24 protein-coding genes and 1 riboswitch are annotated in these 20592 nt (G+C 71.5%); of the genes, 15 read left to right on the top strand and 9 right to left on the bottom strand.

The features are described 5' to 3' along the window. Positions 1-16: 16 nt before the first annotated feature. A complete protein-coding gene (locus HS109_11240; protein ID MBE7522944.1) occupies positions 17-1171 on the bottom strand; it encodes a glycerate kinase in 1155 nt (384 codons plus the stop codon). 13 nt (positions 1172-1184) lie between these two features. Next, positions 1185-2177 (bottom strand): threonylcarbamoyl-AMP synthase, encoded by a 993-nt coding sequence (locus HS109_11235; protein MBE7522943.1) that lies wholly within the window; start codon positions 2175-2177, stop codon positions 1185-1187. Between the two features lie 107 nt (positions 2178-2284). Here HS109_11235 and HS109_11230 point away from each other — a divergent pair, with 107 nt between their 5' ends. From HS109_11230 to HS109_11205, 6 genes are all read left to right on the top strand, one after another. Continuing rightward, positions 2285-3451: a methionine adenosyltransferase gene (locus HS109_11230; protein MBE7522942.1), complete on the top strand. Its 1167-nt coding sequence runs from the start codon at positions 2285-2287 to the stop codon at positions 3449-3451. A gap of 48 nt (positions 3452-3499) precedes the next feature. Beyond that, positions 3500-3928: a protease inhibitor I42 family protein gene (locus tag HS109_11225; GenBank protein MBE7522941.1), complete on the top strand. Its 429-nt coding sequence runs from the start codon at positions 3500-3502 to the stop codon at positions 3926-3928. A 77-nt stretch (positions 3929-4005) separates the two neighbouring features. Then, positions 4006-5076, top strand: coding sequence for an NADH:flavin oxidoreductase/NADH oxidase (locus tag HS109_11220; protein MBE7522940.1), 1071 nt, complete (start codon positions 4006-4008; stop codon positions 5074-5076). A 120-nt stretch (positions 5077-5196) separates the two neighbouring features. Then, positions 5197-5475, top strand: coding sequence for a BrnT family toxin (locus HS109_11215; GenBank protein ID MBE7522939.1), 279 nt, complete (start codon positions 5197-5199; stop codon positions 5473-5475). A gap of 8 nt (positions 5476-5483) precedes the next feature. Beyond that, positions 5484-5693 (top strand): BrnA antitoxin family protein, encoded by a 210-nt coding sequence (locus HS109_11210; GenBank protein MBE7522938.1) that lies wholly within the window; start codon positions 5484-5486, stop codon positions 5691-5693. 93 nt (positions 5694-5786) lie between these two features. Continuing rightward, positions 5787-6635 (top strand): DUF429 domain-containing protein, encoded by an 849-nt coding sequence (locus tag HS109_11205; GenBank protein MBE7522937.1) that lies wholly within the window; start codon positions 5787-5789, stop codon positions 6633-6635. Between the two features lie 9 nt (positions 6636-6644). Here HS109_11205 and HS109_11200 read toward each other — a convergent pair whose 3' ends face one another. Then, positions 6645-7811 carry an FAD-binding oxidoreductase gene (locus HS109_11200; GenBank protein MBE7522936.1) on the bottom strand — a complete coding sequence of 389 codons (1167 nt, stop codon included), beginning with the start codon at positions 7809-7811 and terminating at the stop codon, positions 6645-6647. A gap of 406 nt (positions 7812-8217) precedes the next feature. Here HS109_11200 and HS109_11195 point away from each other — a divergent pair, with 406 nt between their 5' ends. The 4 genes from HS109_11195 (at position 8218) to metF (ending at position 11882) form a co-directional block, all read left to right on the top strand. Then, the gene (locus HS109_11195; protein ID MBE7522935.1) at positions 8218-8757 is read left to right on the top strand and encodes a hypothetical protein; all 540 of its coding nucleotides are present in this window, start codon (positions 8218-8220) and stop codon (positions 8755-8757) included. Positions 8758-8994: 237 nt separating this feature from the next. Next, positions 8995-9079, top strand: a riboswitch (S-adenosyl-L-homocysteine riboswitch). A gap of 73 nt (positions 9080-9152) precedes the next feature. Beyond that, positions 9153-10592 carry an adenosylhomocysteinase gene (locus HS109_11190; protein ID MBE7522934.1) on the top strand — a complete coding sequence of 480 codons (1440 nt, stop codon included), beginning with the start codon at positions 9153-9155 and terminating at the stop codon, positions 10590-10592. Positions 10593-10665: 73 nt separating this feature from the next. After that, positions 10666-11043 carry a phage holin family protein gene (locus HS109_11185; GenBank protein ID MBE7522933.1) on the top strand — a complete coding sequence of 126 codons (378 nt, stop codon included), beginning with the start codon at positions 10666-10668 and terminating at the stop codon, positions 11041-11043. Beyond that, positions 11040-11882: a methylenetetrahydrofolate reductase [NAD(P)H] gene (gene metF, locus HS109_11180; protein MBE7522932.1), complete on the top strand. Its 843-nt coding sequence runs from the start codon at positions 11040-11042 to the stop codon at positions 11880-11882. Before HS109_11185 ends, metF begins: the two co-directional genes overlap by 4 nt. 7 nt (positions 11883-11889) lie before the next feature. On the opposite strand, the gene HS109_11175 is transcribed toward metF, so the two are convergent. From HS109_11175 to HS109_11155, 5 genes are read right to left on the bottom strand one after another with little or no spacing between them, the layout of a single operon-like run. Further along, positions 11890-12618, bottom strand: a complete 729-nt coding sequence (locus HS109_11175; GenBank protein MBE7522931.1) for a hypothetical protein — start codon at positions 12616-12618, stop codon at positions 11890-11892. 55 nt (positions 12619-12673) lie between these two features. Next, positions 12674-13162, bottom strand: a complete 489-nt coding sequence (locus tag HS109_11170) for a YbaK/EbsC family protein (GenBank protein ID MBE7522930.1) — start codon at positions 13160-13162, stop codon at positions 12674-12676. Further along, positions 13159-13713: a hypothetical protein gene (locus tag HS109_11165; GenBank protein ID MBE7522929.1), complete on the bottom strand. Its 555-nt coding sequence runs from the start codon at positions 13711-13713 to the stop codon at positions 13159-13161. Before HS109_11165 ends, HS109_11170 begins: the two co-directional genes overlap by 4 nt. A gap of 4 nt (positions 13714-13717) precedes the next feature. After that, on the bottom strand, positions 13718-15397 hold the full coding sequence (gene ilvD, locus HS109_11160; protein MBE7522928.1) for a dihydroxy-acid dehydratase: 1680 nt from the start codon (positions 15395-15397) through the stop codon (positions 13718-13720). Positions 15398-15441: 44 nt separating this feature from the next. After that, positions 15442-16431 (bottom strand): DMT family transporter, encoded by a 990-nt coding sequence (locus HS109_11155; protein MBE7522927.1) that lies wholly within the window; start codon positions 16429-16431, stop codon positions 15442-15444. A gap of 89 nt (positions 16432-16520) precedes the next feature. Here HS109_11155 and HS109_11150 point away from each other — a divergent pair, with 89 nt between their 5' ends. Both HS109_11150 and HS109_11145 read left to right on the top strand, forming a co-directional pair. Further along, on the top strand, positions 16521-17411 hold the full coding sequence (locus HS109_11150; GenBank protein MBE7522926.1) for a LysR family transcriptional regulator: 891 nt from the start codon (positions 16521-16523) through the stop codon (positions 17409-17411). Then, a complete protein-coding gene (locus HS109_11145) occupies positions 17408-18226 on the top strand; it encodes a prolipoprotein diacylglyceryl transferase (protein ID MBE7522925.1) in 819 nt (272 codons plus the stop codon). The genes HS109_11150 and HS109_11145 overlap by 4 nt, the downstream gene beginning before the upstream one ends. A 295-nt stretch (positions 18227-18521) precedes the next feature. Here the strand turns inward: HS109_11145 and HS109_11140 are convergent, their stop codons facing one another. Continuing rightward, entirely contained in the window at positions 18522-18902 is a 381-nt protein-coding gene (locus HS109_11140) for an FxsA family protein (GenBank protein ID MBE7522924.1), read from the bottom strand. A gap of 9 nt (positions 18903-18911) precedes the next feature. Here HS109_11140 and HS109_11135 point away from each other — a divergent pair, with 9 nt between their 5' ends. From HS109_11135 to HS109_11125, 3 genes are read left to right on the top strand one after another with little or no spacing between them, the layout of a single operon-like run. Next, a complete protein-coding gene (locus tag HS109_11135; protein ID MBE7522923.1) occupies positions 18912-19238 on the top strand; it encodes a divalent-cation tolerance protein CutA in 327 nt (108 codons plus the stop codon). 4 nt (positions 19239-19242) lie between these two features. Further along, on the top strand, positions 19243-19737 hold the full coding sequence (locus HS109_11130) for a hypothetical protein (protein MBE7522922.1): 495 nt from the start codon (positions 19243-19245) through the stop codon (positions 19735-19737). 38 nt (positions 19738-19775) lie between these two features. After that, positions 19776-20309 (top strand): TlpA family protein disulfide reductase, encoded by a 534-nt coding sequence (locus tag HS109_11125; protein ID MBE7522921.1) that lies wholly within the window; start codon positions 19776-19778, stop codon positions 20307-20309. Positions 20310-20592 lie beyond the last annotated feature (283 nt).

Raw genomic sequence — 20592 nt, 5'->3', positions numbered from 1 at the left:
TCCGGGAGACGGCGCGCTACTGCCGCATCCGCGCCGCAGCGGCGAAGACCCGCGCCATGGCGTCCGCCCGATCGGCGAGGAGCGTCGCGGCGTCGCGAATGCAGGCGTCGAGCGTCGCGGGTCCCGCGGGAAGCGCGAAGCAGCCGTCGAAGCGCCCGGAGAGCGCGGGCAGCGCCGTCGCGTCGATCGCGCCGGAGACGAGCGACACCGGCACGCCGCGCAGCCGCGCGCGATCCGCGACGACCGAGGGCGCCTTCGCGAGCAGCGTCGATGCGTCGCTGCGGCCTTCGCCGGTGATCGCCCAGGCCGCGCCGTCGAGCGCGGCGTCGAGGCCGATCAGGTCGGCGACGACTTCCGCCCCCGAGCGCATCGTTCCGCCGACGAGCATCAGCGCGAAGCCGAGGCCGCCCGCGGCACCGGCGCCGGAGCGGTCGGACGCGGCGCGACCGAGCGAGCGCTCGACGATCCCGGCGTAACGCGCGATCGTCGCGTCGACGAGCGCGATCTCGGCTGGCGCCACGCCCTTCTGCGGACCGAAGACCGCGGTCGCGCCGCGCGGACCGGCGAGCGGATTGTTGACGTCCGACATGACCGTGATCGAGCAGGCCGCGAGTCGCGCGTCGAGCGGGGAGGCGTCCGCGCGCTCGAGGCGCGCGAGACCCTCGGGTGTCGGCGCGACGTCGGCTCCGCGTCCATCGAGGAAGCGCATGCCGAGCGCCGCGAGGAATCCCGCGCCGCCGTCGTTGGTGCTGCTGCCGCCCAGTCCGATCATGAACTGCCGCACGCCGCGGTCGAGGAGCGCTCGGACCTGCTCTCCCAGGCCGCGCGTCGAGCGCGAGGCGACCGGTGCGGCCATGCCGTCGCGGTCGGTGATCGCGACGACCTGCGCGGCCTCCAGCACGGCGATGCGCGCGCCGTCGCGCTCGACGATGCCGTAGCCCGCGGCGAGGCGCGCGCCCGATGCGCCGCCGACCTCGAGCGTTCCCCGCGCGGCGGCGTCGCCGCAGGCGCGGAGCACGGCGTCGAGCGTGCCTTCACCTCCGTCGGCCATCGGGCACTCGACCACGACCGCATCGGGCATCGCGCGGGCAACGCCGCGGGCGATCGCGGCGGCCGCGCCGGGGGCGTCGAGCGAACCCTTGAACGAATCGGGGGCCACGACCACGCGCATCGCGCGAACCTCGTCAATCGCGATGCGTGGCGCGTGCGAGTCGGTCGCGCACCGCGAGCCAGGCCGCGTCGAGCGGCGGCGCCTCGATCAGGATCGCGTCGGCGCCCGCCGCGTCGAGCGCGCGCAGGTTCGCGTAGAGGTCGCGCGCATAGCCGTCGACATCCCCGGGCGCCTCGATCCACCGGCCTTCGAACTCCGGCGGGCGCGTGAGGCTTCGTGCGAGCACGGCGACGGCCTCGTCGCGCTCGGCGAGACGCACGAGTTCAGCGGGAAGCGAGCGCGCGTCGACGAGGAATGCGGCGGTGCGCGGCGCGTAGTGCGACGCGTGCGTGCCGGAGGCGCGCGGCGCACCTGCCGTCGCTGCCGCCGGCGCGAGGCCGAGCACGCGTGCGATCGCGTCGGCGCCGACGCCGCCCGGGCGCACGAGGAGCGGCGCTTCGCCGTCGAACGCGACGATCGTGCTCTCGATGCCGACCGCGCAGGGGCCGCCGTCGAGGATCATCGCGACCTGCGCGCCCAGGTCGTCGGCGACGTGCGCGGCGGTGGTCGGCGAGACGTGGCCGTAGCGGTTGGCCGACGGCGCGGCGACACCGTGGCCGCCGCGCGCCGCGAACGCGGCGAGGAGCGCGCGGGCGACCGGATGCGCGGGGACGCGCAGGCCCACGGTGTCCTGCCCCCCGGTGACCGTGTCGCCGGCGAGCGGCGTGCGCGGCAGGATCAGCGTGAGCGGCCCGGGCCAGAAGGCGCGCGCCAGTGCCCGCGCGCCCGCGGGTACGTCGCGCGCCCAGGCGTCGAGATGCGACGCGTCGGGCAGGTGCACGATCAGCGGGTGGTCGCTCGGCCGGCCCTTCGCGGTGAAGATCGCGCGCACCGCTTCGGGGTTCGCCGCGTCCGCGCCCAGGCCGTAGACGGTCTCGGTCGGAAACGCGACGAGCGCGCCGCGCGCGAGCAGGCCGGCGGCGCGGTCGATGGCGTCCGCGGTCGCGGAAACGACGGTTGCGGTCATGGGGACGAGGGCCGCGTGCCGACGGGGCGCATGGCCCGAAATGTTAGAATTCGCCGCTTCGCCGCACGGCCGTCCGGGCCGCGTGGATCGTCTGCGCAAGGGAAACCATGAGCGAATTCCTGTTCACGTCGGAGTCGGTGTCGGAAGGCCATCCGGACAAGGTCGCCGACCAGATCTCCGACGCGGTGCTCGACGCGATTCTAGAGCAAGACCCCACCGGACGCGTGGCCGCGGAGACCTTGGTGTCGACCGGCCTCGTCGTGCTGGCGGGCGAGATCACGACGTCGGCGAGCGTCGACTTCGCCCGCGTCGCGCGCGAAACGATCCGGTCGATCGGCTACAACGATCCGTCGCTGCGCTTCGACGCCGACGGCTGTGCCGTGATGGTCTGCTACGGCAAGCAGTCGCCCGACATCGCGCAGGGCGTCGACCGCGCGTCCGACGACTACCTGAACCAGGGCGCCGGCGACCAGGGCCTGATGTTCGGCTACGCCTGCGACGAGACGCCGACGCTGATGCCGTTCCCGATCTACTACGCGCACCGGCTGGTCCAGCGGCAGAGCGAGGTGCGCCGCGACGGCCGCCTGCCGTTCCTGCGCCCCGACGCGAAGTCGCAGGTCACCGTGCGCTACCGCGACGGCAAGCCCGCGGAGATCGAAACGGTCGTGCTCTCGACGCAGCATCATCCGGGCATGAACGACAAGCAGGCGGAACTCGCGGAGGCGGTGATCGAGGAGATCTGCCGGCCGGTGCTGCCGAAGGACCTGATCTCGGGCACGCGCTTCCTCGTGAACCCGACCGGCCGTTTCGAGATCGGCGGCCCGCACGGCGACGCGGGCGTCACCGGCCGCAAGATCATCGTCGACACCTACGGCGGCGCCGCCCCGCACGGCGGCGGTGCGTTCTCGGGGAAGGATCCGTCGAAGGTCGACCGTTCGGCCGCGTACGCCGCGCGCTACGTCGCGAAGAACGTCGTCGCCGCCGGCCTCGCGCGGCAGTGCGAGGTGCAGGTGGCCTACGCGATCGGCGTGGCGAAGCCGATGAACGTGACCGTCTACACCAACGGCACCGGGAAGATCCCCGACGAGCGGATCTCGGAGATCGTGCAGCGGGAGTTCGACCTGCGCCCGAAGGGCATCATCCGCATGCTCGACCTCCTGCGTCCGATCTACCGCAAGACCGCGGCCTACGGGCACTTCGGTCGCGACGAGCCCGAGTTCACCTGGGAACGCACCGACCGCGCGCAGGCCCTGCGGCGCGCCGCGGGCGTCTGACGACGCGGCTCGCCGCCGCCCTCGCGACCGCGCCGCACAGGAGGCCCCATGAACCCGATTCGACTCGTCGCGCTCTCGCTCCTCGCGCTCTCGCTGTCCGCCTGCTCGTCCGATCCCGCGGCCGATCGATGGAACCGGGCGCCGATCGTGCGCAACGCCGACGCGTCGATCGACGGCCGCAGCGAGACGGTGAAGCGCGGCGACACGCTCGCGGTGCACCTCGACTCGGCGCCGTCGACCGGCTACCGCTGGGAACTCGCGCGTCTCGCGGGCGCCTCGGTCGTGCAGGTCGGCCTGCCCGACTACCAGCCGGAGACCGCCGCCGGCGTACCGAAGGTCGGGGCGCCCGGGCACACGACGTTCCGGTTCCGCGCCGTCAAGGCCGGCACTTCGAGCATCGAACTCGCCTATCGGCGCGCGTTCGAACCCGGCGAGGCGCCCGCGCGCGTGGTCCGCTTCGAGATCGCCGTTCCCTGATCCGCGGTCGCGGTCGGGGACCGTCGCGCGGCGATCGGATCGCGACGGACGCGACGCGCGACAGCAGCCGCATCGCCATGGCGCTCTTCGATCGTTTCACGCTGCGGGGCCTCGAACTCGCGAACCGGATCGTGGTGTCGCCGATGTGTCAGTACTCGGCGGACGACGGCCGCGCCGGCGACTGGCACCTCGCGCACTGGACGCAAATGCTCCAGTCGGGTGCGGCGCTCGTCTTCGTCGAAGCGACGGCGGTCGCGCGCGACGGGCGCATCACCCACGGCTGCCTCGGGCTCTACGACGACGCCTGCGAGCGTGCGTTCGCGGACATCCTCGCCAGGGCGCGCAAGCTCGCGCCGCCCGCGCCGGTCGCCGTGCAACTCGCGCACGCGGGGCGCAAGGCCTCGTCCGCGGTGCCGTGGGAGGGCGGCGGGCCGCTGCGCGGAGCGTCCGCGTGGACGACGCTCGCGCCCTCGGCCGTCGCGTTCGACGCCGGCCACCCGGTGCCCCACGCGATCGACCGCGCGGGACTCGTCACGATTCGCAACGCGTTCGCCGAAGCGGCGCGGCGCGCCGCGCGCGCCGGGGCGGACGCGATCGAGGTGCACCTCGCGCACGGCTACCTGCTGCACGAGTTCCTGTCGCCGCTCTCGAATCGGCGCGACGACGCGTACGGCGGTGCGCGCGAGTGCCGCATGCGCTTCCCGCTCGAGGTGTTCGACGCGGTGCGCGAGGCGACTCCGGCGGGCCGGCCGGTCGGCGTGCGCGTGTCGGCGACCGACTGGGTCGAGGGCGGCTGGGCGCTCGACGACACCCTCGCGCTCGCGCGCGAACTCGCCGCGCGCGGCTGCGACTTCATCGACGTGTCGAGCGCGGGCCTCTCGCCCGCGCAGCGCATCGAGTCGAAGCCGGGCCTGCACGTGCCGTTCGCGCGCGCGATCCGGGAGGCGGCGCGGATGCCGACCATCGCGGTCGGGCTCATCACCGAGCCCGCGCAGGCCGACGCCATCGTCGCGAACGGCGACGCGGACCTCGTCGCGCTCGCGCGCGGCATCCTGTGGAACCCGCGCTGGCCCTGGCACGCCGCGCAGGCGCTCGGCGCGGCGGTCGCCGTCCCGCCCCAGTACCGTCGCGCGGTGCCGCGGGGTTGATCGGCCTTCGTCGACCGGCGTTCGCGCCGGGACCGCAGATCCGGCACCTGCGCCGCATCGCGGAAGTCATCGGCCACGCCGGTCCTTGCGCGACCTGTACGTCGTACGTACAATATGCGCATGAGTCTCGCCTTCGAGTGGGACCTGCGGAAGGCGGCCGCCAACCTGCGCAAGCACGGCGTCTCGTTCGAGGATGCCGAGTCCGTATTCTCGGATGAGCGCGCGCGCCTCATCGACGACCCCGATCATTCCGCCGTCGAGGAGCGCTTCTTGTTGCTCGGCCTCGACAGCAACGTGCGTCTGCTCGTAGTGGCGCACTGCTATCGCGCCGGCGGGAACACCGTTCGCATCGTCTCCGCGCGCAAGGCCACGCGCGAGGAACAGCGCTACTACCCATAGGTGCCGTCATGCGAAAGCAATACGACTTCAGCGGCTCGCGCAAGAATCCCTACGCCTCGCAACTCAAGAAGCCGGTCACGATCCGGCTCGACCAGCATTCGATCACCTACTTCAAAGAGATGTCCGAGGAAACCGGCATCCCCTACCAGAGCCTCATCAATCTGTACCTGAAGGAGTGTGCCGTTTCGGGAAAGAAGCTGAGCCTCGCGTGGAAGTGAGCCGCGCGCCAATCACCGGGCGCAGGGTCGGCGCCGCGGCGGTCGACGGCATCGCGAGCCATCGAGCGAACTTCTGAATCGGCCCACCGGCCAATGCGCGTCGCGGGCGTCGACTTCACCAGCGCGCCGTCGCGGCGCAAGCCGATCACCGCGGCGCACGGCCACCTCGACGGCGGGAGGGTCGTCGTCGAGCGCGTCGACGCGCTGGTCGACTGGGATGCGTTCGACGCGCTGCTCGCGACGCCGGGCCCCTGGGTCGGCGCGTTCGACTTCCCGTTCGGACTGCCGCGCGAACTCGTCGAGGCGCTGCGCTGGCCGGGGGCGGATTCGCGCTCGCAGCGCGCGTGGCGCGAAACGATCGCGCGCTTCGCGAAGCTCGATCGCGAGGCGGTCGCGAAGCGCTTCGCCCGGTTTCGCGCGCGCCGACCTGCGGGCGCGAAGTACGCGCACCGCGCTACCGAACTCGCCGCCGGCGCCCGCTCGTCGATGAAACTCGTCAATCCGCCGGTCGGCTGGATGCTGCACGAAGGCGTGCCGCGCCTCGTCGCCGCGGGCTTGCACCTGCCGGGATTGTCGCGCGGCGATCGCTCGCGCGTCGCGCTCGAGGCCTATCCGGGGCTCGTGATGCGGAAGATCGCGCAATCGCGCGGCGAGACGCGGGCGCCCTCGTACAAGAGCGATGCCCGGTCGGGGTGGACAGCGGCGCGCCGCGACGCGCGCGTGGGCCTCTTGTGGGCGCTCGTCGAGGGCGCGCATCCGTACGCGCTGCGCGTCGACCTGCCGATGGGGCTCGCGCAAGCGGCGATCGACGACGCGAGCGGCGACACGCTCGACGCGATCGCGTGCGCGATGCTCGCCGGGTGGGCGGCAGCACGCGCGTCGCGCAACTACGGCCTGCCCGCGAGGATCGACCCGGTCGAGGGGTGGATCGTCGGGGCCTGAGCGCGCGAGTCAGACGATGCCGCGCTCGGGGTAGGGCGCGTTCTCGACGACGCGCCGGTATCCCAGGCGCGCGAGGTCGATCGTCGTGAATCGCCCGTGCACGATCAGCTCGGCGATCGCGCGGCCCGCCGCCGGCGCGTGCATCATGCCGTGGCCGGAGAAGCCGCCGACCACGTGGAAATTCGGGAGGCGATCCGCCCAGTTGCCGATGATCGGGTTGCCGTCGAGTTCGCTCTGCTCGTAGAGCCCCGACCAGGTGCGCTTGCAGCGGCAGGCCTCGAAGGCCGGGAAGCGGAGGGCGAGCGCGGGCCAGACGACGCGCTCGAAGTAATCGTGGTCGACGTCGAAGTTGAAGCCGCGCGGCGCCTCGCCGTCGACGAGCCCGCCCGAGTAGCCGCGTCCTTCGGGGCGGAACGCGAGGCGGGCCATGTCCTTCACGTAGGGCAGCGGCTCGATCGCGTTCGGCGTCTCGAAGTAGTGCTCGAAGCGGCGCAGCGGCTCGATCGGCAGCGGCATGCCGACCATCGTGGCGATCTCCTTCGCCCACGCCCCCGCGGCGTTCACGACGTGGTCCGCCGCGATCGCGTCCCCCGAAGCGAGACGCACGCCCCGGACGGCGGCGCCGTCGTGGTCGATCGCAGCGACGCGATCCTCGACGTAGACGGCGCCGAGCGATCGCGCCTTGCGGCGGAACCCCTGCAGCAGGCCGGTCGGATCGCACCAGCCGTCGTCGGGCGTGTGCACGCCGCCCGCGATGCCGTCGAGGTTCATCGACGGGAAGCGTGCGTTGAGGCCGTCGCGGTCGAGGAGTTCGGCCCGCACGCCGTGCGAACGCTGCTCTTCTGCATTGTCGCGCAGGATGCCGAGGTGCTCGGGGCCCACGATGAACAGGTAGCCGCCGCGGCGCCACTCGACGTGTGCGCGCTCGCCGTCGACCGCGAGCGTTTCGTCCGCGGTCTCGATGAACGGGATGGAGAAGTTCGACATCTCGATGTTCTCGGGGCACGAGAACTGCCGACGCGCGCCGCCGGACGCGCGCGGGGTCGAGGCGAACTCGTAGGTGCGGTCGGGCTCGACCACCGCGACGTCGATCGCCGGGGCGAGCGTCTTCAGGAAGTACGCGACGGCGGAACCGACGATTCCGCCGCCGACGATCACGACGTCGTGGCGCGGCATGGGGGAGGGCCTGGGAGACGACAGTTGCGTCGGGCGGCTGGCGCTTCGTGCGAACCTGTCCTAAAATACCGGTTTCCCCCGGCGAGGGCCACCGACCCGCGCCCACGCACCGGAGACTCCGATCATGGCCGAAATCAAGCGCACCCGCCGCAACACGCTCGAGCGGCGCTGCCTGCCCAAGACCTTCAAGCGCATGTTCGTCGGCAGTCCGAAGGGCATTTTCAAGATGCTCGAGAAGATCAAGAAGAGCTGACCGGCACGGCAACGACCGACGCGGCCGCCTTCGGGCGGCCTTTTTGTTGGCATGCGGCGTTCGCCGGCCGCGTCGAGCGTTCCCGATCCCCCCTGGCCTTGCGCCGCGGGTGGACCATGGCGTCATCTGCTCGCGCGCACCCGCAACCGACCGATGCCCTTCGCCTACTACGCCAGGCTCTCCGCCGCCGACCAGCGCACCTACCGCGCGAGCGACGCGATCGAGCGGCTCGACCTGCCTGCCGGGTTCTCGGAGAGCGCCGCCGTCGACGAGATCGCCGCCGCCCTCGCCGGTGACGATCGCGCGGCCTGCGAGCGCGCATGCCAACGCCTGACCGACGCGCTCGCGCGTGGCTACGCGGTGCCGCCGATCCGCGTCAAGGTGCTCGCGAAGCGCCCGTCGAACGACTACGGCGAACTGCACGGCCTCTACGAGCCGGCCGAGGGCCGTGCGCCCGCGACGGTGACGGTGTGGATGCGCACCGCGCAGCGCCGGCAGGTCGTCGCGTTCCGCTCGTTCCTGCGCACGCTCGTGCACGAGATCGGCCACCACCTCGACTACGAGATGTACGAGTTCGCGGAGACGTTCCACACCGAGGGGTTCTACAAGCGCGAGTCGACGCTCGCGAACGCGCTGATCGCGCTGATGGCCGACCCGCCGCCCGCGCGGGGGGCGCGAACCTCGTCGGGCTGAAGCCCGACCCACGCCGGTCCGGCGGCAGAAGCCCGACCCACGCCGGTCCGGCGGCAGAAGCCCGACCCACGCCGGTCCGGCGGCAGAAGCCCGACCCACGCCGGTCCGGCGGCTCGTGGGTCTGGTCCGTGGGTTCGGCTTCAGCCGAACGCCGTTCGCTTCGGCCCGGATCATCGAACCTCTTCAGCCTGACGGCTGACCTACCGGGGCGACGGGCGACCTGCGGTACAATCGCATCCCTCCGAGGAGCGCTGCAATCGGACCGCCCGCCCGGGCGCCGACCAGGCTCGGAGCCTTCCCGTTGCAACGGCGCTCGTTGACCCGCGATGCCCGCGGGCGGCGGGCGCGCGAAGCCCCCGCCGTCCACGAGGTCGCCCGACGAGGAGTGACCGACGATGAACGCACCGAACGAACGCGCCGTGAAGGATTTCCACGTCGCCGATCTCGCGCTGGCCGACTGGGGCCGCAAGGAGATCGCGATCGCGGAAACCGAGATGCCCGGCTTGATGGCCATCCGCGAGGAATTCTCGCCGCAGCAGCCGCTGCGCGGCGCGCGCGTCGCGGGGTCGCTGCACATGACGATCCAGACCGCGGTGCTGATCGAGACGCTGCAGGCCCTCGGCGCCGACGTGCGCTGGGCCTCCTGCAACATCTACTCGACGCAGGACCACGCGGCCGCCGCGATCGCCGCGCGCGGCACGCCGGTGTTCGCGGTCAAGGGCGAGACGCTCGACGAGTACTGGGCGTACACGCACCGCATCTTCGAATGGGGGGGTCACCCCGATGCGGGCGGCGTGCCGAACATGATCCTCGACGACGGCGGCGACGCCACGCTGCTCGTGCACCTGGGCGCGCAGGCCGAGAGCGATCCTGCCTCGATCACGCACCCGGCGAGCGACGAGGAGCGCGCGCTGTTCGCGTCGATCAAGGCCAGGCTCGCGACCGACCCGACGTTCTACTCGCGCTGCAAGGCGGCGATCCGCGGCGTCACCGAGGAGACGACGACCGGCGTCAAGCGCCTCTACCAGATGGCGAAGGAGGGGAAGCTGGGCTTTCCGGCGATCAACGTCAACGACTCGGTCACCAAGTCCAAGTTCGACAACCTCTACGGCTGCCGCGAATCGCTGGTCGACGGCATCAAGCGCGCGACCGACGTGATGGTCGCCGGCAAGGTCGCCGTCGTCGCGGGCTACGGCGACGTCGGCAAGGGCAGCGCGCAGGCGCTGCGCGCGCTCGCGGCGCAGGTGTGGATCACCGAGATCGACCCGATCTGCGCGCTGCAGGCGGCGATGGAGGGATTCCGCGTGGTGACGATGGACGACGCCTGCGACAAGGCCGACATCTTCGTGACCGCGACCGGCAACATCGACGTGATCACGGTCGAGCACATGAAGCGGATGAAGAACAACGCGATCGTGTGCAACATCGGCCACTTCGACAACGAGATCGACGTCGCGGGCCTCAAGGGCATGAGGTGGGAGAACATCAAGCCGCAGGTCGACCACGTGATCTTCCCCGACGGCAAGCGGATCATCCTGCTCGCCGAGGGGCGGCTCGTGAACCTCGGCTGCGCGACCGGGCATCCGTCCTACGTCATGTCGAGCTCGTTCGCGAACCAGGTGATGGCGCAGATCGAGTTGTGGACGAGCGCGCGCGAGAACGACGGCCGCTATCCGGTCGGCGTCTACGTGCTGCCGAAGCATCTCGACGAGAAGGTCGCGCGGTTGCAGCTCTCGAAGCTCGGCGCGAAGCTGACCGAACTCTCCGACCGGCAGGCGCGCTACATCGGCGTGCACCGGCGCGGTCCGTACAAGCCGGACCACTACCGGTACTGACCGTCGCGCGATCGCGAGGCCGGGCGTTCGCGCGCCCGACCCCGCGCGTTCGCCCCACGCTCTCGGGATCGCCATGTTCCGTTACCACGTCGTCGTCGCCTGGCTCATCAACGCGATCGCGCTGTTCGTGCTGCCCTGGGTCTTCCCGTGGGTGCAGGTGGACTCGATGGTCACGGCGCTCCTCGCCGCGCTCGTGCTCGGCCTCGTCAACGCGCTCGTCCGCCCGCTCTTCATCCTGCTCACGCTGCCGGCGACGATCCTCACGCTCGGACTCTTCATCTTCGTGATCAACGGGTTGCTGTTCTGGATGGTGGGCTCGTGGTTCGAGGGCTTCCGCGTGTCGGGGTTCTGGTCCGGCTTCTTCGGGGCGATCGTCTACAGCCTGATCTCGATGGCGATCTCCGCGCTGGTGATGCCGCGGCGGAGCATGCCGCCGGCCGACCGCCGATGAGCGCGCGCCCGTTCAGCCTCGAATACTTCCCGCCGCGCACGCCGGACGGCGTCGCGAAGCTGCGCGCCGCCCGCGCGGCGCTCGCGACGCTGAAGCCCGCGTTCTGCTCGGTCACCTTCGGCGCGGGCGGGTCGACGCGCGAGGGCACGCTCGAGACGGTGCTCGAGATCCGCGGCGAGGGGGTGCCCGCGGCCCCGCACCTCTCGTGCATCGGCTCGACGCGCGAGAACATCGCCGCGGTCCTCGCGCAGTACCGCGCACACGGCATTCGCCATCTGGTCGCGCTGCGCGGCGACCTGCCGTCGGGCACGCTCGACGCGGGCGAGTTCCGCTACGCGAACGAGCTGGTCGCGTTCATCCGGCGCGAGACCGGCGACTGGTTCCACATCGACGTCGCCGCCTACCCGGAGATGCACCCGCAGGCGCTCTCGCCCATGCGCGACCTCGAGAACTTCAAGCGCAAGATCGACGCGGGCGCGAACTCCGCGATCACGCAGTATTTCTACAACGCGGACGCCTACTTCCGGTTCGTCGACGATTGCCGCGCGCTCGGCATCGACGCGCCGATCGTTCCGGGCGTCATGCCGATCGCGAGCGCGTCGAAGCTCGCGCGCTTCTCGGATGCCTGCGGCGCCGAGATCCCGCGCTGGATCCGCCGCCGGCTGGAGGGCTTCGGCGACGACACCGCGTCGATCCGCGCCTTCGGCCTCGACGTGGTCACCGACCTGTGCGCGACGCTCCTCGCGCGCGGCGCGCCCGGACTGCACTTCTACACGCTGAACCAGGCGTCGCTCACCGCCGCCCTCTGGCGAAGGCTGAAGCTGGGGTCGGAGCCGTAGTTCGAACTCAGCCGCGCCGCCAGGACGTGAGTTCGAAGGTCGCGTTCTGCGTGCGGTGGTTGAAGGTCGAGAACGGATCGCCCTTGTCCCGGTACTCCGCCTGCCGTTCCTCGCGCACGGTGTTGCCCACGGCGGGCGACCACCACAGCAGGTGGTTGACCTGGGTCGCGGTCCGCCAGAACTCCTCGTCGTCGAGGATCATGAAGATGCGCACGCCCACTGCATCGAAGGTTCCGGCGGGCGTGGTGAACGAGCGCCATCCGCCGACGCGCGCGTCGTAGTTGATCCGGCCCTCGCGCCGGTCCGTTTCGTTGATCTGCGGCGCCCACAGGCCCCAGCGTGCGCCCGGCGTCAGCGGGAACTGCCAGCGCGGCAACGGCGGCGTGAACCGCCGCGTCTCGTCGTTGAAGATCGCGCCGACCGACAGGTCGCCGGGCGAGGTCCATTGCTCGACGCGCGTCGTGTCGCCGTTCGGGCCGTTGCGCGACACGCGGATCGCGATGCCCCGCGCGTCGACCGAGACCACTTCGCGCGTCTCGTCGTAGACCGCCGGGTTGCGGAACCCGTCGGTGACGCGGTAGACCCAGCGGTCGCCGGCCTTGTAGACCGGTGCGGGTGCGGGCGGGCCGTCGCTCGCGCCCGGCGTGCCCGCGCAGGCGCCCAGCAGCGAAGCCAGCGGCGCCGCGGAGGCGGCGAGCAGCAGGCGGCGGCGCGCCGGGTCGCGTGGGTCGGTCATGTCGAACCTCGTCGGGTGCGGATCGGCGCCATCATAGCGCCGCGGTCCGCCGAGGCTAGCCGCGTTGTGCGACGTCGGCGACCCGCCCGCCGCTCGCCTCGACGAGATCGTCGGGCGCGATCGGAAAGAGGGCGTTGGGCGTTCCGCCGGCGGCGTAGACGACCTCGAAGGCCGTCAGGTCACGGTCGACCAGCACCGGCATCGGCGTCGCGTGGCCGAGCGGCGGGATGCCGCCGATCGCGTAGCCGGTCGCCTCGCGCACGAACGCCGCGTCGGCGCGGCCGATCGGCTCGCCCAGGATCGATGCGATCTTCGCCTCGTCCACGCGGTTCGCTCCGCTCGCGACCACGAGGACCGCGCCGGCGCCGTCGCCGCGACGGAACACGAGCGACTTCGCGATCTGCGCCACGGCGCATCCGAGGAGCGCCGCGGCCTCGGCCGAGGTCCGCGACGACGCCGCGTGTTCGACGATGCGGCAGTCGAGACCCTTCGCCTCGAGCGCGTCCTGCACGCGGCGGGCGGATGGCGACAACGCGCCGCTCACGGCTCGACCGTCTCCAGCTCGAAGCCGTCGACCCAGGCTTTGCCCTTGCCCTCGAGCGTGACGCCGACCTCGAGTCGGTTGGTCCCGGGCGGCAGCTCGAGCTCGACCGAGTGACGCTTCCAGTCGGTGTCTCCGCGCACGCGCGAGTTCTTCGCCGGGACGTGCGCCAGGAGCGCTCCGCCGCGCTGGGCGAGCAGCAGCAGCGACACGCCGTTGTCGCGACCCTCGGGGATGCCTTCGGTACGGATCCACGCCGACAGGCGCACGGTCTTGCCGGCGTAGGCGGCGGCCGGCAGGCGTTGCGCGAGCGTGCCCCAGGGTTCCGGGCCGATGTTCGTGATGCGCATCGCGTGGCTGCCGTCCTTGCGGCGACCGCTGTCGAGCGCGAAGTCGTAGGACACGCTGCCGGTGTGCTGCGCGTTGTACCAGCCCTTCGGGTTGCCCTGCTCGCCCGATTCCTTCGCATCGAAGCCGGGGTTGACGAGCGGGATCGGCGCGGCGAACGCCGGCAGGGCGACGGCCGCGCACCACGCGAGGATCGCGATGCGCACGGCTTCAGTCTCCGTCGGTGATGGCGCCGCGGGTCGCGGTCGACACGAGCTTCGCGTACTTCGCGAGCAGCCCCTTCGTGTAGCGCGGCGCCGGCGGGCGCCACGCTGCGCGCCGCCGCGCGATCTCCGCGTCGTCGACGTTCAACTGGATCAGCAGTCGGTGCGCGTCGATGGTGATCGAGTCGCCTTCGTGCACGAGCGCGATGAGACCACCGGCCTGCGCCTCGGGCGCGACGTGGCCGACGACCATGCCCCAGGTGCCGCCGGAGAAGCGTCCGTCGGTGATGAGCCCGACCGACTCGCCCAGGCCCTGGCCGATCAGCGCCGAGGTGGGCGCGAGCATCTCCTGCATGCCCGGGCCGCCCTTCGGGCCCTCGTAGCGGATCACGATCACGTCGCCCGCGCGGATCTTCTTCGCGAGTATCGCCTCCATGCACTGCGGCTCCGAGTCGAACACGCGCGCGGGCCCGGTGATCGCCGGGCTCTTGAGGCCGGTGATCTTCGCCACGCAGCCCTCGGGCGCGAGATTGCCCTTGAGGATCGCGAGGTGGCCCTGCGCGTACATCGGGTTCGACCACGGGCGGATCACCTGCTGGTCGCGCCGCGGCTCGGCGGGCACCCGATCGAGTTCCTCGCCGAGCGTTCTGCCGGTGATCGTCATGCAGTCGCCGTGGACGAGGCCGTGCGCGAGCAGCATCTTCAGCACCTGCGGCACGCCGCCGGCGGCGTGGAAGTCGGTCGCCACGTACTGTCCCGAGGGCTTGAGGTCGCAGATCACCGGGACGCGCTTGCGCACGCGCTCGAAGTCGTCGATCGTCCACTCGACGCCCGCGGCCGCGGCGATCGCGAGGTAGTGCAGCACCGCGTTGGTCGACCCGCCGGTCGCCATCACGAGCGCGACCGCGTTCTCGATCGAGCGTCGCGTGATGATGTCGCGCGGCTTCAGGTCGCGCCGGATCGCCTCGACCAGCACCTTCGCGGACGCCGCCGCCGAGTCCGCCTTCTCGGCGTCGGGCGAGGCCATCTGCGAGCTGCCGAGGAGCGAGATGCCGAGCGCCTCGAACGACGAACTCATCGTGTTCGCCGTGTACATGCCGCCGCACGCGCCCACCGACGGGCAGGCGTGACGCTCGACGCCGTCGTAGTCCTCCTTCGACATCGTGCCGGCGGTGAACGCGCCGACCGCCTCGAAGGCCGAGACGATGGTGAGCGCGCGGCCCTTCCAGTCGCCGGGCTTGATCGTGCCGGCGTACACGTAGATGCCGGGCACGTTCATGCGCGCCATCGCCATCGCGCCGGCCGGCATGTTCTTGTCGCAGCCGCCGACGATGAGCATGCCGTCCATGCACTGGCCGTTCACGGACGTTTCGATCGCGTCGGCGATCACCTCGCGCGAGACGAGCGAGTACTTCATGCCTTCGGTGCCCATCCCGATGCCGTCGGTCACCGTCGGCACGCCGAACACCTGCGGCATCGCGCCGGCCTCAAAGAGCGCGCCGATCGCCCGGTCGACGAGCGGCTGGATGCCCGCGTTGCAGGGGTTCATCGTCGAGTGTCCGTTGGCCACGCCGACGATCGGCTTCTCGAAGTCGCCGTCGCCGAAGCCGACGGCGCGCAGCATCGCGCGGTTCGGCGAGCGGGCGACGCCGTGGGTGATCAGGCGGGAACGTCGGTTGAGCGCCATCGGTCGACTCCGGGGGGATGCGGATGGAAAGAGGCGTGGCGATTCTACGCCGCGGTGGCGGACCGGCCCGCGGCGCAGGACGACGGTGTTGCGCCGGCCGCGAGCGGGAGCGGGAGCGAAGGATCCGCGCCGTCGCGCTCCGGCCGCAGGCAGCCCAGGATCGCGCCGCCGGCGACCAGCGCGAAGCCGGCCGCGTGGAAGACGTGCAGGGTTTCGCCGAGGAAGATCGTCGCGAGGAGCGCGGCGAACACCGGGACGAGGTGGGTGAACAGGCCGGCCTGCACCGGCCCGACGCGGCGGATGCCGTAGGCGAGCAAGGTCATCGCGGCGATCGTCGGCAGCACGCCCAGGTAGACGACACCCGCGGCGGCGCCCGCGCCCGGCAGCGCGATGCGCTGCGTCGCCGCCTCCCACGCGACCGCCGGCACGATCAGCGCGAGACCGATGAGCCCCGCGGCGAACATGAACGACGCAAACGGCAGGGCGTCGTCGCGGCGCGCGAGCCGCACCGTGTACCAGGCCCACACGCCCATGCCGACGAGCATCAGCAGGTCGTGGCCGTTCACGGCGAGCGCGGCGAGCGTCTCCGGCCGCCCGCGCGCCACGATGACGAGCACGCCCGCGAGCGAGATCGCGATGCCCGCGAGTTCGAGCGCGCTCGGCTTGCGGCGGTGGAGCAGCGCCGCGACCGCCACGATCAGCACCGGGATCGCCGAGTTGAGCAGCGCCAGGTTGATCGCCGACGAGCCGGCGAGGCCGACGTAGACGAGCCAGGTCTGCGGCGCGAATCCGACGAGCGCGAAGAGCGCGAGCGAACCGAAGTGCCGTCGAAACGCGTCGGCGATCGCACGCCGGTCGCGCCACGCGACAGGCGCGAGCGCCAGCAGCACGACGGCCCAGCGCAGGGCGGAAAGCCATGCCGGGGCGAGCGTGTCGAGCAGGCCGCGGGCCGTGACCGAACTGGTCGCCCACAGCGCGGAGGTGAGCACGAGCGCCCCGTAAGGCAGCGCGCGCGACGTCGGGGAGGGGGACATGATCGCGGCGCCAGTGTGCCCGGAGTCTCGCCATACCGTCCAATACATACGATGTCGCGTCTCATACCTATGGGGTATGCTGCCGCCCCATGGAGCTGCGCCACCTGCGTTATTTCGTCGCGGTCGGCGACGCGCAGAACATCGGCCGCGCGGCACTCGCGCTGCACATCGCGCAGCCGCCGCTGTCGCGCGCGATCCGGGGGTTCGAGGAGGAACTGGGCGTCGAACTCTTCCGCCGCAGCGCACGCGGGGTCACGTTGACCCGCGCGGGCGCGGCGCTGCTGCCCGAGGCGCGGCGGCTGCTGCGCGACGCCGAGACGCTGCGCCAGAACGCGCGCCAGTACGCCGCCGGCGAGGCGGGCACGCTCGCCATCGGTTTCGTCAGCACGGCGTCGTACAACGTGCTCCCGGGCATCGTGCCGGCGTTTCGCGCCCGGCGACCGGGCGTGCGCCTCGTGCTGCGCGAGGCGACGTCGGATGTCCAGGTGCCCGCGCTCGTCGCCGGCGACCTCGACGTCGGCTTCGTGACCGCCGGGCCGCTGCCCCGGGAACTCGCCTACGCGCCGCTCCACCGGGAGCCGCTGATCGCCGCGCTGCCGGCGCGACGACGCTGGCCGTCCCGGGTGTCGCTGCGCCGCCTGGCGCGCGAGACGTTCATCCTGTTCCCGCGCGAGGTCGCGCCGGTCTGGCACGACGCGATCCTCGCCTTCTGCCGAACGGCGGGGTTCTCGCCGCAGGTCGGACAGGAGGCGATCCAGATGCAGACGATCGTGAGCCTCGTGGCGGGCGGGATGGGCGTGTCGCTGGTCCCCGCCTCGCTCGGCCGCCTCCGGCGCGACGGTGTGGTATACCGCCGGCTGGCGGAACGCAGCCCCGGCGTCGAGACCGGGCTCGCGTGGCGCGCCGCGGACGACGCGCCGCTCACGCGCGCGTTCGTGGCGCAGGCGCACGAGGCTTCCGCGCACCCTTCGAGCCGATGACGATCGTCCATCCGGAATTCGATCCGATCGCGATCCACCTGGGACCGCTGGCGGTGCGCTGGTACGGGCTCATGTACGTGGTCGGGTTCGTGGCCTTCCTCATGCTCGGCCGCGTGCGCGCGAACCGCAACCTGCTGACCGGCTGGCGGCCGCAGGACGTCGACGACATGCTGTTCTACGGCGTGTTCGGCGTGATCCTCGGCGGCCGGCTCGGCTACGTCCTGTTCTACAAGCCGCTGTACTACCTCGCGCACCCGCTCGAGATCGCGGCGGTGTGGCAGGGCGGCATGAGTTTCCACGGCGGGCTCCTGGGCGTGCTGGTCGCGCTGTGGCTCTACGCGCGGCGGCGCGGCAAGCGCTGGCTCGACGTCACCGACTTCGTCGCGCCGCTCGTGCCGCTCGGGCTCGCGGCGGGCCGGCTCGGCAACTTCATCAACGGCGAGCTGTGGGGCCGTCCGACCGGCGCGAACTGGGGCATGGTGTTCCCGCAGGTCGACGCGCTGCCGCGCCATCCGTCGCAGCTCTACGAGTTCGGGCTCGAGGGACTCGCGCTGTTCGCGATCCTCTGGACCTTCGGCGGCCGCCCGCGGCCGATGGGCGCGGTGTCCGGCCTCTTCCTCGCGGGCTACGGCGTCGCGCGCTTCGTCGTCGAGTACGCGCGCGAGCCCGACGCGTTCCTCGGCACGCTCGCGTTCGGGCTCTCGATGGGCCAATGGCTGAGCGTGCCGATGATCGCGGCGGGCGTCATCATGATGGCGTGGGCGTACGCGCGCGCGGGGAAGGCGCATCCGACGATTCTCGACCGCATGAAGTAGTTTTTGGCTTCGTGGGGCTCGGTCGAGCGGACGCACAACGTGCGCCGCTCACCTCGCGGGCGGAGTCGGTTCGGAGCGAAAATCGTCCGGCGGAAGCCGGACCCACGCATGACCCGAGACGCCTCGCCTTCCCTGTGGGTCGGGCTTCAGCCCGACGGGGTTCGTGGCATCGAAGCGAAAGTCGTCAGACTGAAACTCGACCCACCGGAGGCCGAAGCCCGACCACCGGACACTGAAGTCTGGCCCGCGAAGACGGTGCAGCGGCGAGCGTTTGCCGCGACCGGTTCGGCGGGAATCAGTCGAGCCGGCGATAGTCGCCGTCGATCGCCCCGCTGCGCGCCACCGACTGCGTGCGCAGCCCGGTGTTGATCGGAAGGAGCAAAAGTCCCAGCGCGGCGAGGTCGCTCACGACGCCCGGCAGGAGGAAGAGGAAGCCTGCGAGGACCTTGCGCCCGCTGTCCAGGAGTTCGCGCAGGATCGACGCCTCGCCGTGCATCGCCGCCACCGTGCGGGCGTGGAACGCGACGCGTTCGTTGCGCAGCAGCGCGAGACCGGCGAAGAGTCCGACCGCGAGCCAGATCCAGACCGAGAGGCCGGACCAGCGCGCGAAGCGCGTGGTCGCGAGGAGATCGAGGACCGGGAAACTCAGTACAATCGCAGCGGCGAGAAAGCGCATGGGGGCTCCTTGGCGGCCGCGGCGATCCTGGTGCTGACGAGCCTGCCCGATGCGGACACCGCGCGTCGTCTTGCGCGGGGGTTGATCGAAGCGAGGCTCGCGGCCTGCGTGCAGGTCGGCGCGCCCGTCGAGTCACTTTATCACTGGCAGGGCAGGCTCGAAACGGCGAACGAGATCCCGCTCGTCATCAAGACCACCGCCGCGGCCTGGCCGGCCCTCCTGGCCGCGATCCGTGAACGCCACCCCTACGAACTTCCCGAGATCGTCGCGGTCCCCATCATCGATGGCTTGCCCGGATACCTCGACTGGATCGACGCGCAGACCCGCCCGGAGTGAGCGCATGCTCATCGGCGGCCGACGGCTGGCGGCCGTGGCGCTCGCGACGCTCGCGTCCGCGGTGTCGGCGGCCGGACCGAAGCTCCTGCCGGCCGAGGAGGCGTTCCGGCTCTCGGCGCGGGCGCTGGACGCGAAGACCGTCGAGATCCGTTACGACGTGGCCGACGGCTACTACCTGTACCGCGACAAGTTGCGGTTCGTCGTCGAGCCCGCGCCCATCGGCGCGCTCGCGCCGGTGCTCCCCTCCGGCAAGCTCCACGAAGACCCGTTCTTCGGCACGTCGACGATCTACCGGGGACCGGCCGTCATCCGGCTGCCGATCACGGCGGCGAAGCCCGGCGACCGGATCACGCTGGTCGCGGATTCGCAGGGTTGCGCCGATGCGGGCGTGTGCTATCCGCCGCATCGACAGACGCTGCAGATCGTCCTGCCGAACGCTGGGGCACCTCCCGGGCCTCCGGTGGAAGCGGCGCCGCGCAAGAAGTCCTATTTCAACTGAAGGCTAGAGGTGGGCGCTTACTTGCGCTGCAGAGCGCCATGACAAGCCTGGCATCCCGAACGCTCGTCATCGTCTGTGCGGTCGTCGCGCTCGTCGCAGGCGTCTGGTACGCGTGGTCCACACTCGGCGGAGGCTCGTCCGCGGTCGGACAGTCCGCCGCGGCGCTCGTCGGGACGACGCTGCCCGATCCGGACGGCAAGGACCACCCGCTGTCGCAGTGGAAGGGCAAGGTGCTGGTGGTCAATTTCTGGGCGACCTGGTGCGCGCCGTGCCGCGAAGAGATGCCGATGTTCATGCGGTTCCAGCGGGAACTCGGCCCCAAAGGCCTGCAATTCGTCGGCATCGCCGTCGATCAACCCGACAAAGTGAAGCAATTCGCGGGTGAGCTCCAGCTGAACTACCCAGCGCTGATCGGCGGCTATGGCGCCATGGAGCTGTCCAAGGTGATGGGAAACTCCGTCATGGCGCTGCCGTTCACGGTCATCGTGGACCGGGAGGGCCGGGTGGCGCACACGCAGCTCGGTGCGTTGAAAGAGACTCAACTAGCGACTATCCTGAAGCAACTTCTGTGATTATCGCCTAACACGTCGCGTTCCGATTTGACATCGGCCGGGGCATCGATGGCAGGCATCGGGCCATGGTTGATCGCGGTGCGCCGCGATCCGGGGCAACCTCCAGGTCCCGAGGCCGTGAGGGAATGCCGGAGCGCCCGCCGCCTACTTCGGCCAAGACTGGACAATTCGCCGCGATCTGCGGCAAACTCCCTGCCTTTCGACCGCAGGAAGGCAGGCGTCCGATGTTCGCCGCCTCACCCAGGAAGCCGCTGTCGGCGCGTACCGACGGTGCCGCTCGCAG

This window comes from Burkholderiales bacterium, from assembly GCA_015075645.1.
In the GTDB taxonomy this organism is placed as follows: Bacteria; Pseudomonadota; Gammaproteobacteria; order Burkholderiales; family Casimicrobiaceae; genus VBCG01.
This window is presented reverse-complemented; position numbering and strand designations above follow the sequence as displayed.

Excerpts from the sequence above, each read along its gene's own strand:
- HS109_11145 (MBE7522925.1), top strand. The coding sequence starts at position 17,408 with ATGACGATCGTCCATCCGGAATTCGATCCGATCGCGATCCACCTGGGA.
- ilvD (MBE7522928.1), bottom strand. The coding sequence starts at position 15,397 with ATGGCGCTCAACCGACGTTCCCGCCTGATCACCCACGGCGTCGCCCGC.
- HS109_11220 (MBE7522940.1), top strand. The coding sequence starts at position 4,006 with ATGGCGCTCTTCGATCGTTTCACGCTGCGGGGCCTCGAACTCGCGAAC.
- HS109_11240 (MBE7522944.1), bottom strand. The coding sequence starts at position 1,171 with ATGCGCGTGGTCGTGGCCCCCGATTCGTTCAAGGGTTCGCTCGACGCC.
- HS109_11130 (MBE7522922.1), top strand. The coding sequence starts at position 19,243 with ATGCTCATCGGCGGCCGACGGCTGGCGGCCGTGGCGCTCGCGACGCTC.
- HS109_11140 (MBE7522924.1), bottom strand. The coding sequence starts at position 18,902 with ATGCGCTTTCTCGCCGCTGCGATTGTACTGAGTTTCCCGGTCCTCGAT.
- HS109_11200 (MBE7522936.1), bottom strand. The coding sequence starts at position 7,811 with ATGCCGCGCCACGACGTCGTGATCGTCGGCGGCGGAATCGTCGGTTCC.
- HS109_11205 (MBE7522937.1), top strand. The coding sequence starts at position 5,787 with ATGCGCGTCGCGGGCGTCGACTTCACCAGCGCGCCGTCGCGGCGCAAG.
- HS109_11185 (MBE7522933.1), top strand. The coding sequence starts at position 10,666 with ATGTTCCGTTACCACGTCGTCGTCGCCTGGCTCATCAACGCGATCGCG.
- HS109_11190 (MBE7522934.1), top strand. The coding sequence starts at position 9,153 with ATGAACGCACCGAACGAACGCGCCGTGAAGGATTTCCACGTCGCCGAT.
- metF (MBE7522932.1), top strand. The coding sequence starts at position 11,040 with ATGAGCGCGCGCCCGTTCAGCCTCGAATACTTCCCGCCGCGCACGCCG.
- HS109_11125 (MBE7522921.1), top strand. The coding sequence starts at position 19,776 with ATGACAAGCCTGGCATCCCGAACGCTCGTCATCGTCTGTGCGGTCGTC.
- HS109_11225 (MBE7522941.1), top strand. The coding sequence starts at position 3,500 with ATGAACCCGATTCGACTCGTCGCGCTCTCGCTCCTCGCGCTCTCGCTG.
- HS109_11195 (MBE7522935.1), top strand. The coding sequence starts at position 8,218 with ATGCCCTTCGCCTACTACGCCAGGCTCTCCGCCGCCGACCAGCGCACC.
- HS109_11150 (MBE7522926.1), top strand. The coding sequence starts at position 16,521 with ATGGAGCTGCGCCACCTGCGTTATTTCGTCGCGGTCGGCGACGCGCAG.
- HS109_11155 (MBE7522927.1), bottom strand. The coding sequence starts at position 16,431 with ATGTCCCCCTCCCCGACGTCGCGCGCGCTGCCTTACGGGGCGCTCGTG.
- HS109_11175 (MBE7522931.1), bottom strand. The coding sequence starts at position 12,618 with ATGACCGACCCACGCGACCCGGCGCGCCGCCGCCTGCTGCTCGCCGCC.
- HS109_11230 (MBE7522942.1), top strand. The coding sequence starts at position 2,285 with ATGAGCGAATTCCTGTTCACGTCGGAGTCGGTGTCGGAAGGCCATCCG.
- HS109_11235 (MBE7522943.1), bottom strand. The coding sequence starts at position 2,177 with ATGACCGCAACCGTCGTTTCCGCGACCGCGGACGCCATCGACCGCGCC.
- HS109_11215 (MBE7522939.1), top strand. The coding sequence starts at position 5,197 with ATGAGTCTCGCCTTCGAGTGGGACCTGCGGAAGGCGGCCGCCAACCTG.
- HS109_11210 (MBE7522938.1), top strand. The coding sequence starts at position 5,484 with ATGCGAAAGCAATACGACTTCAGCGGCTCGCGCAAGAATCCCTACGCC.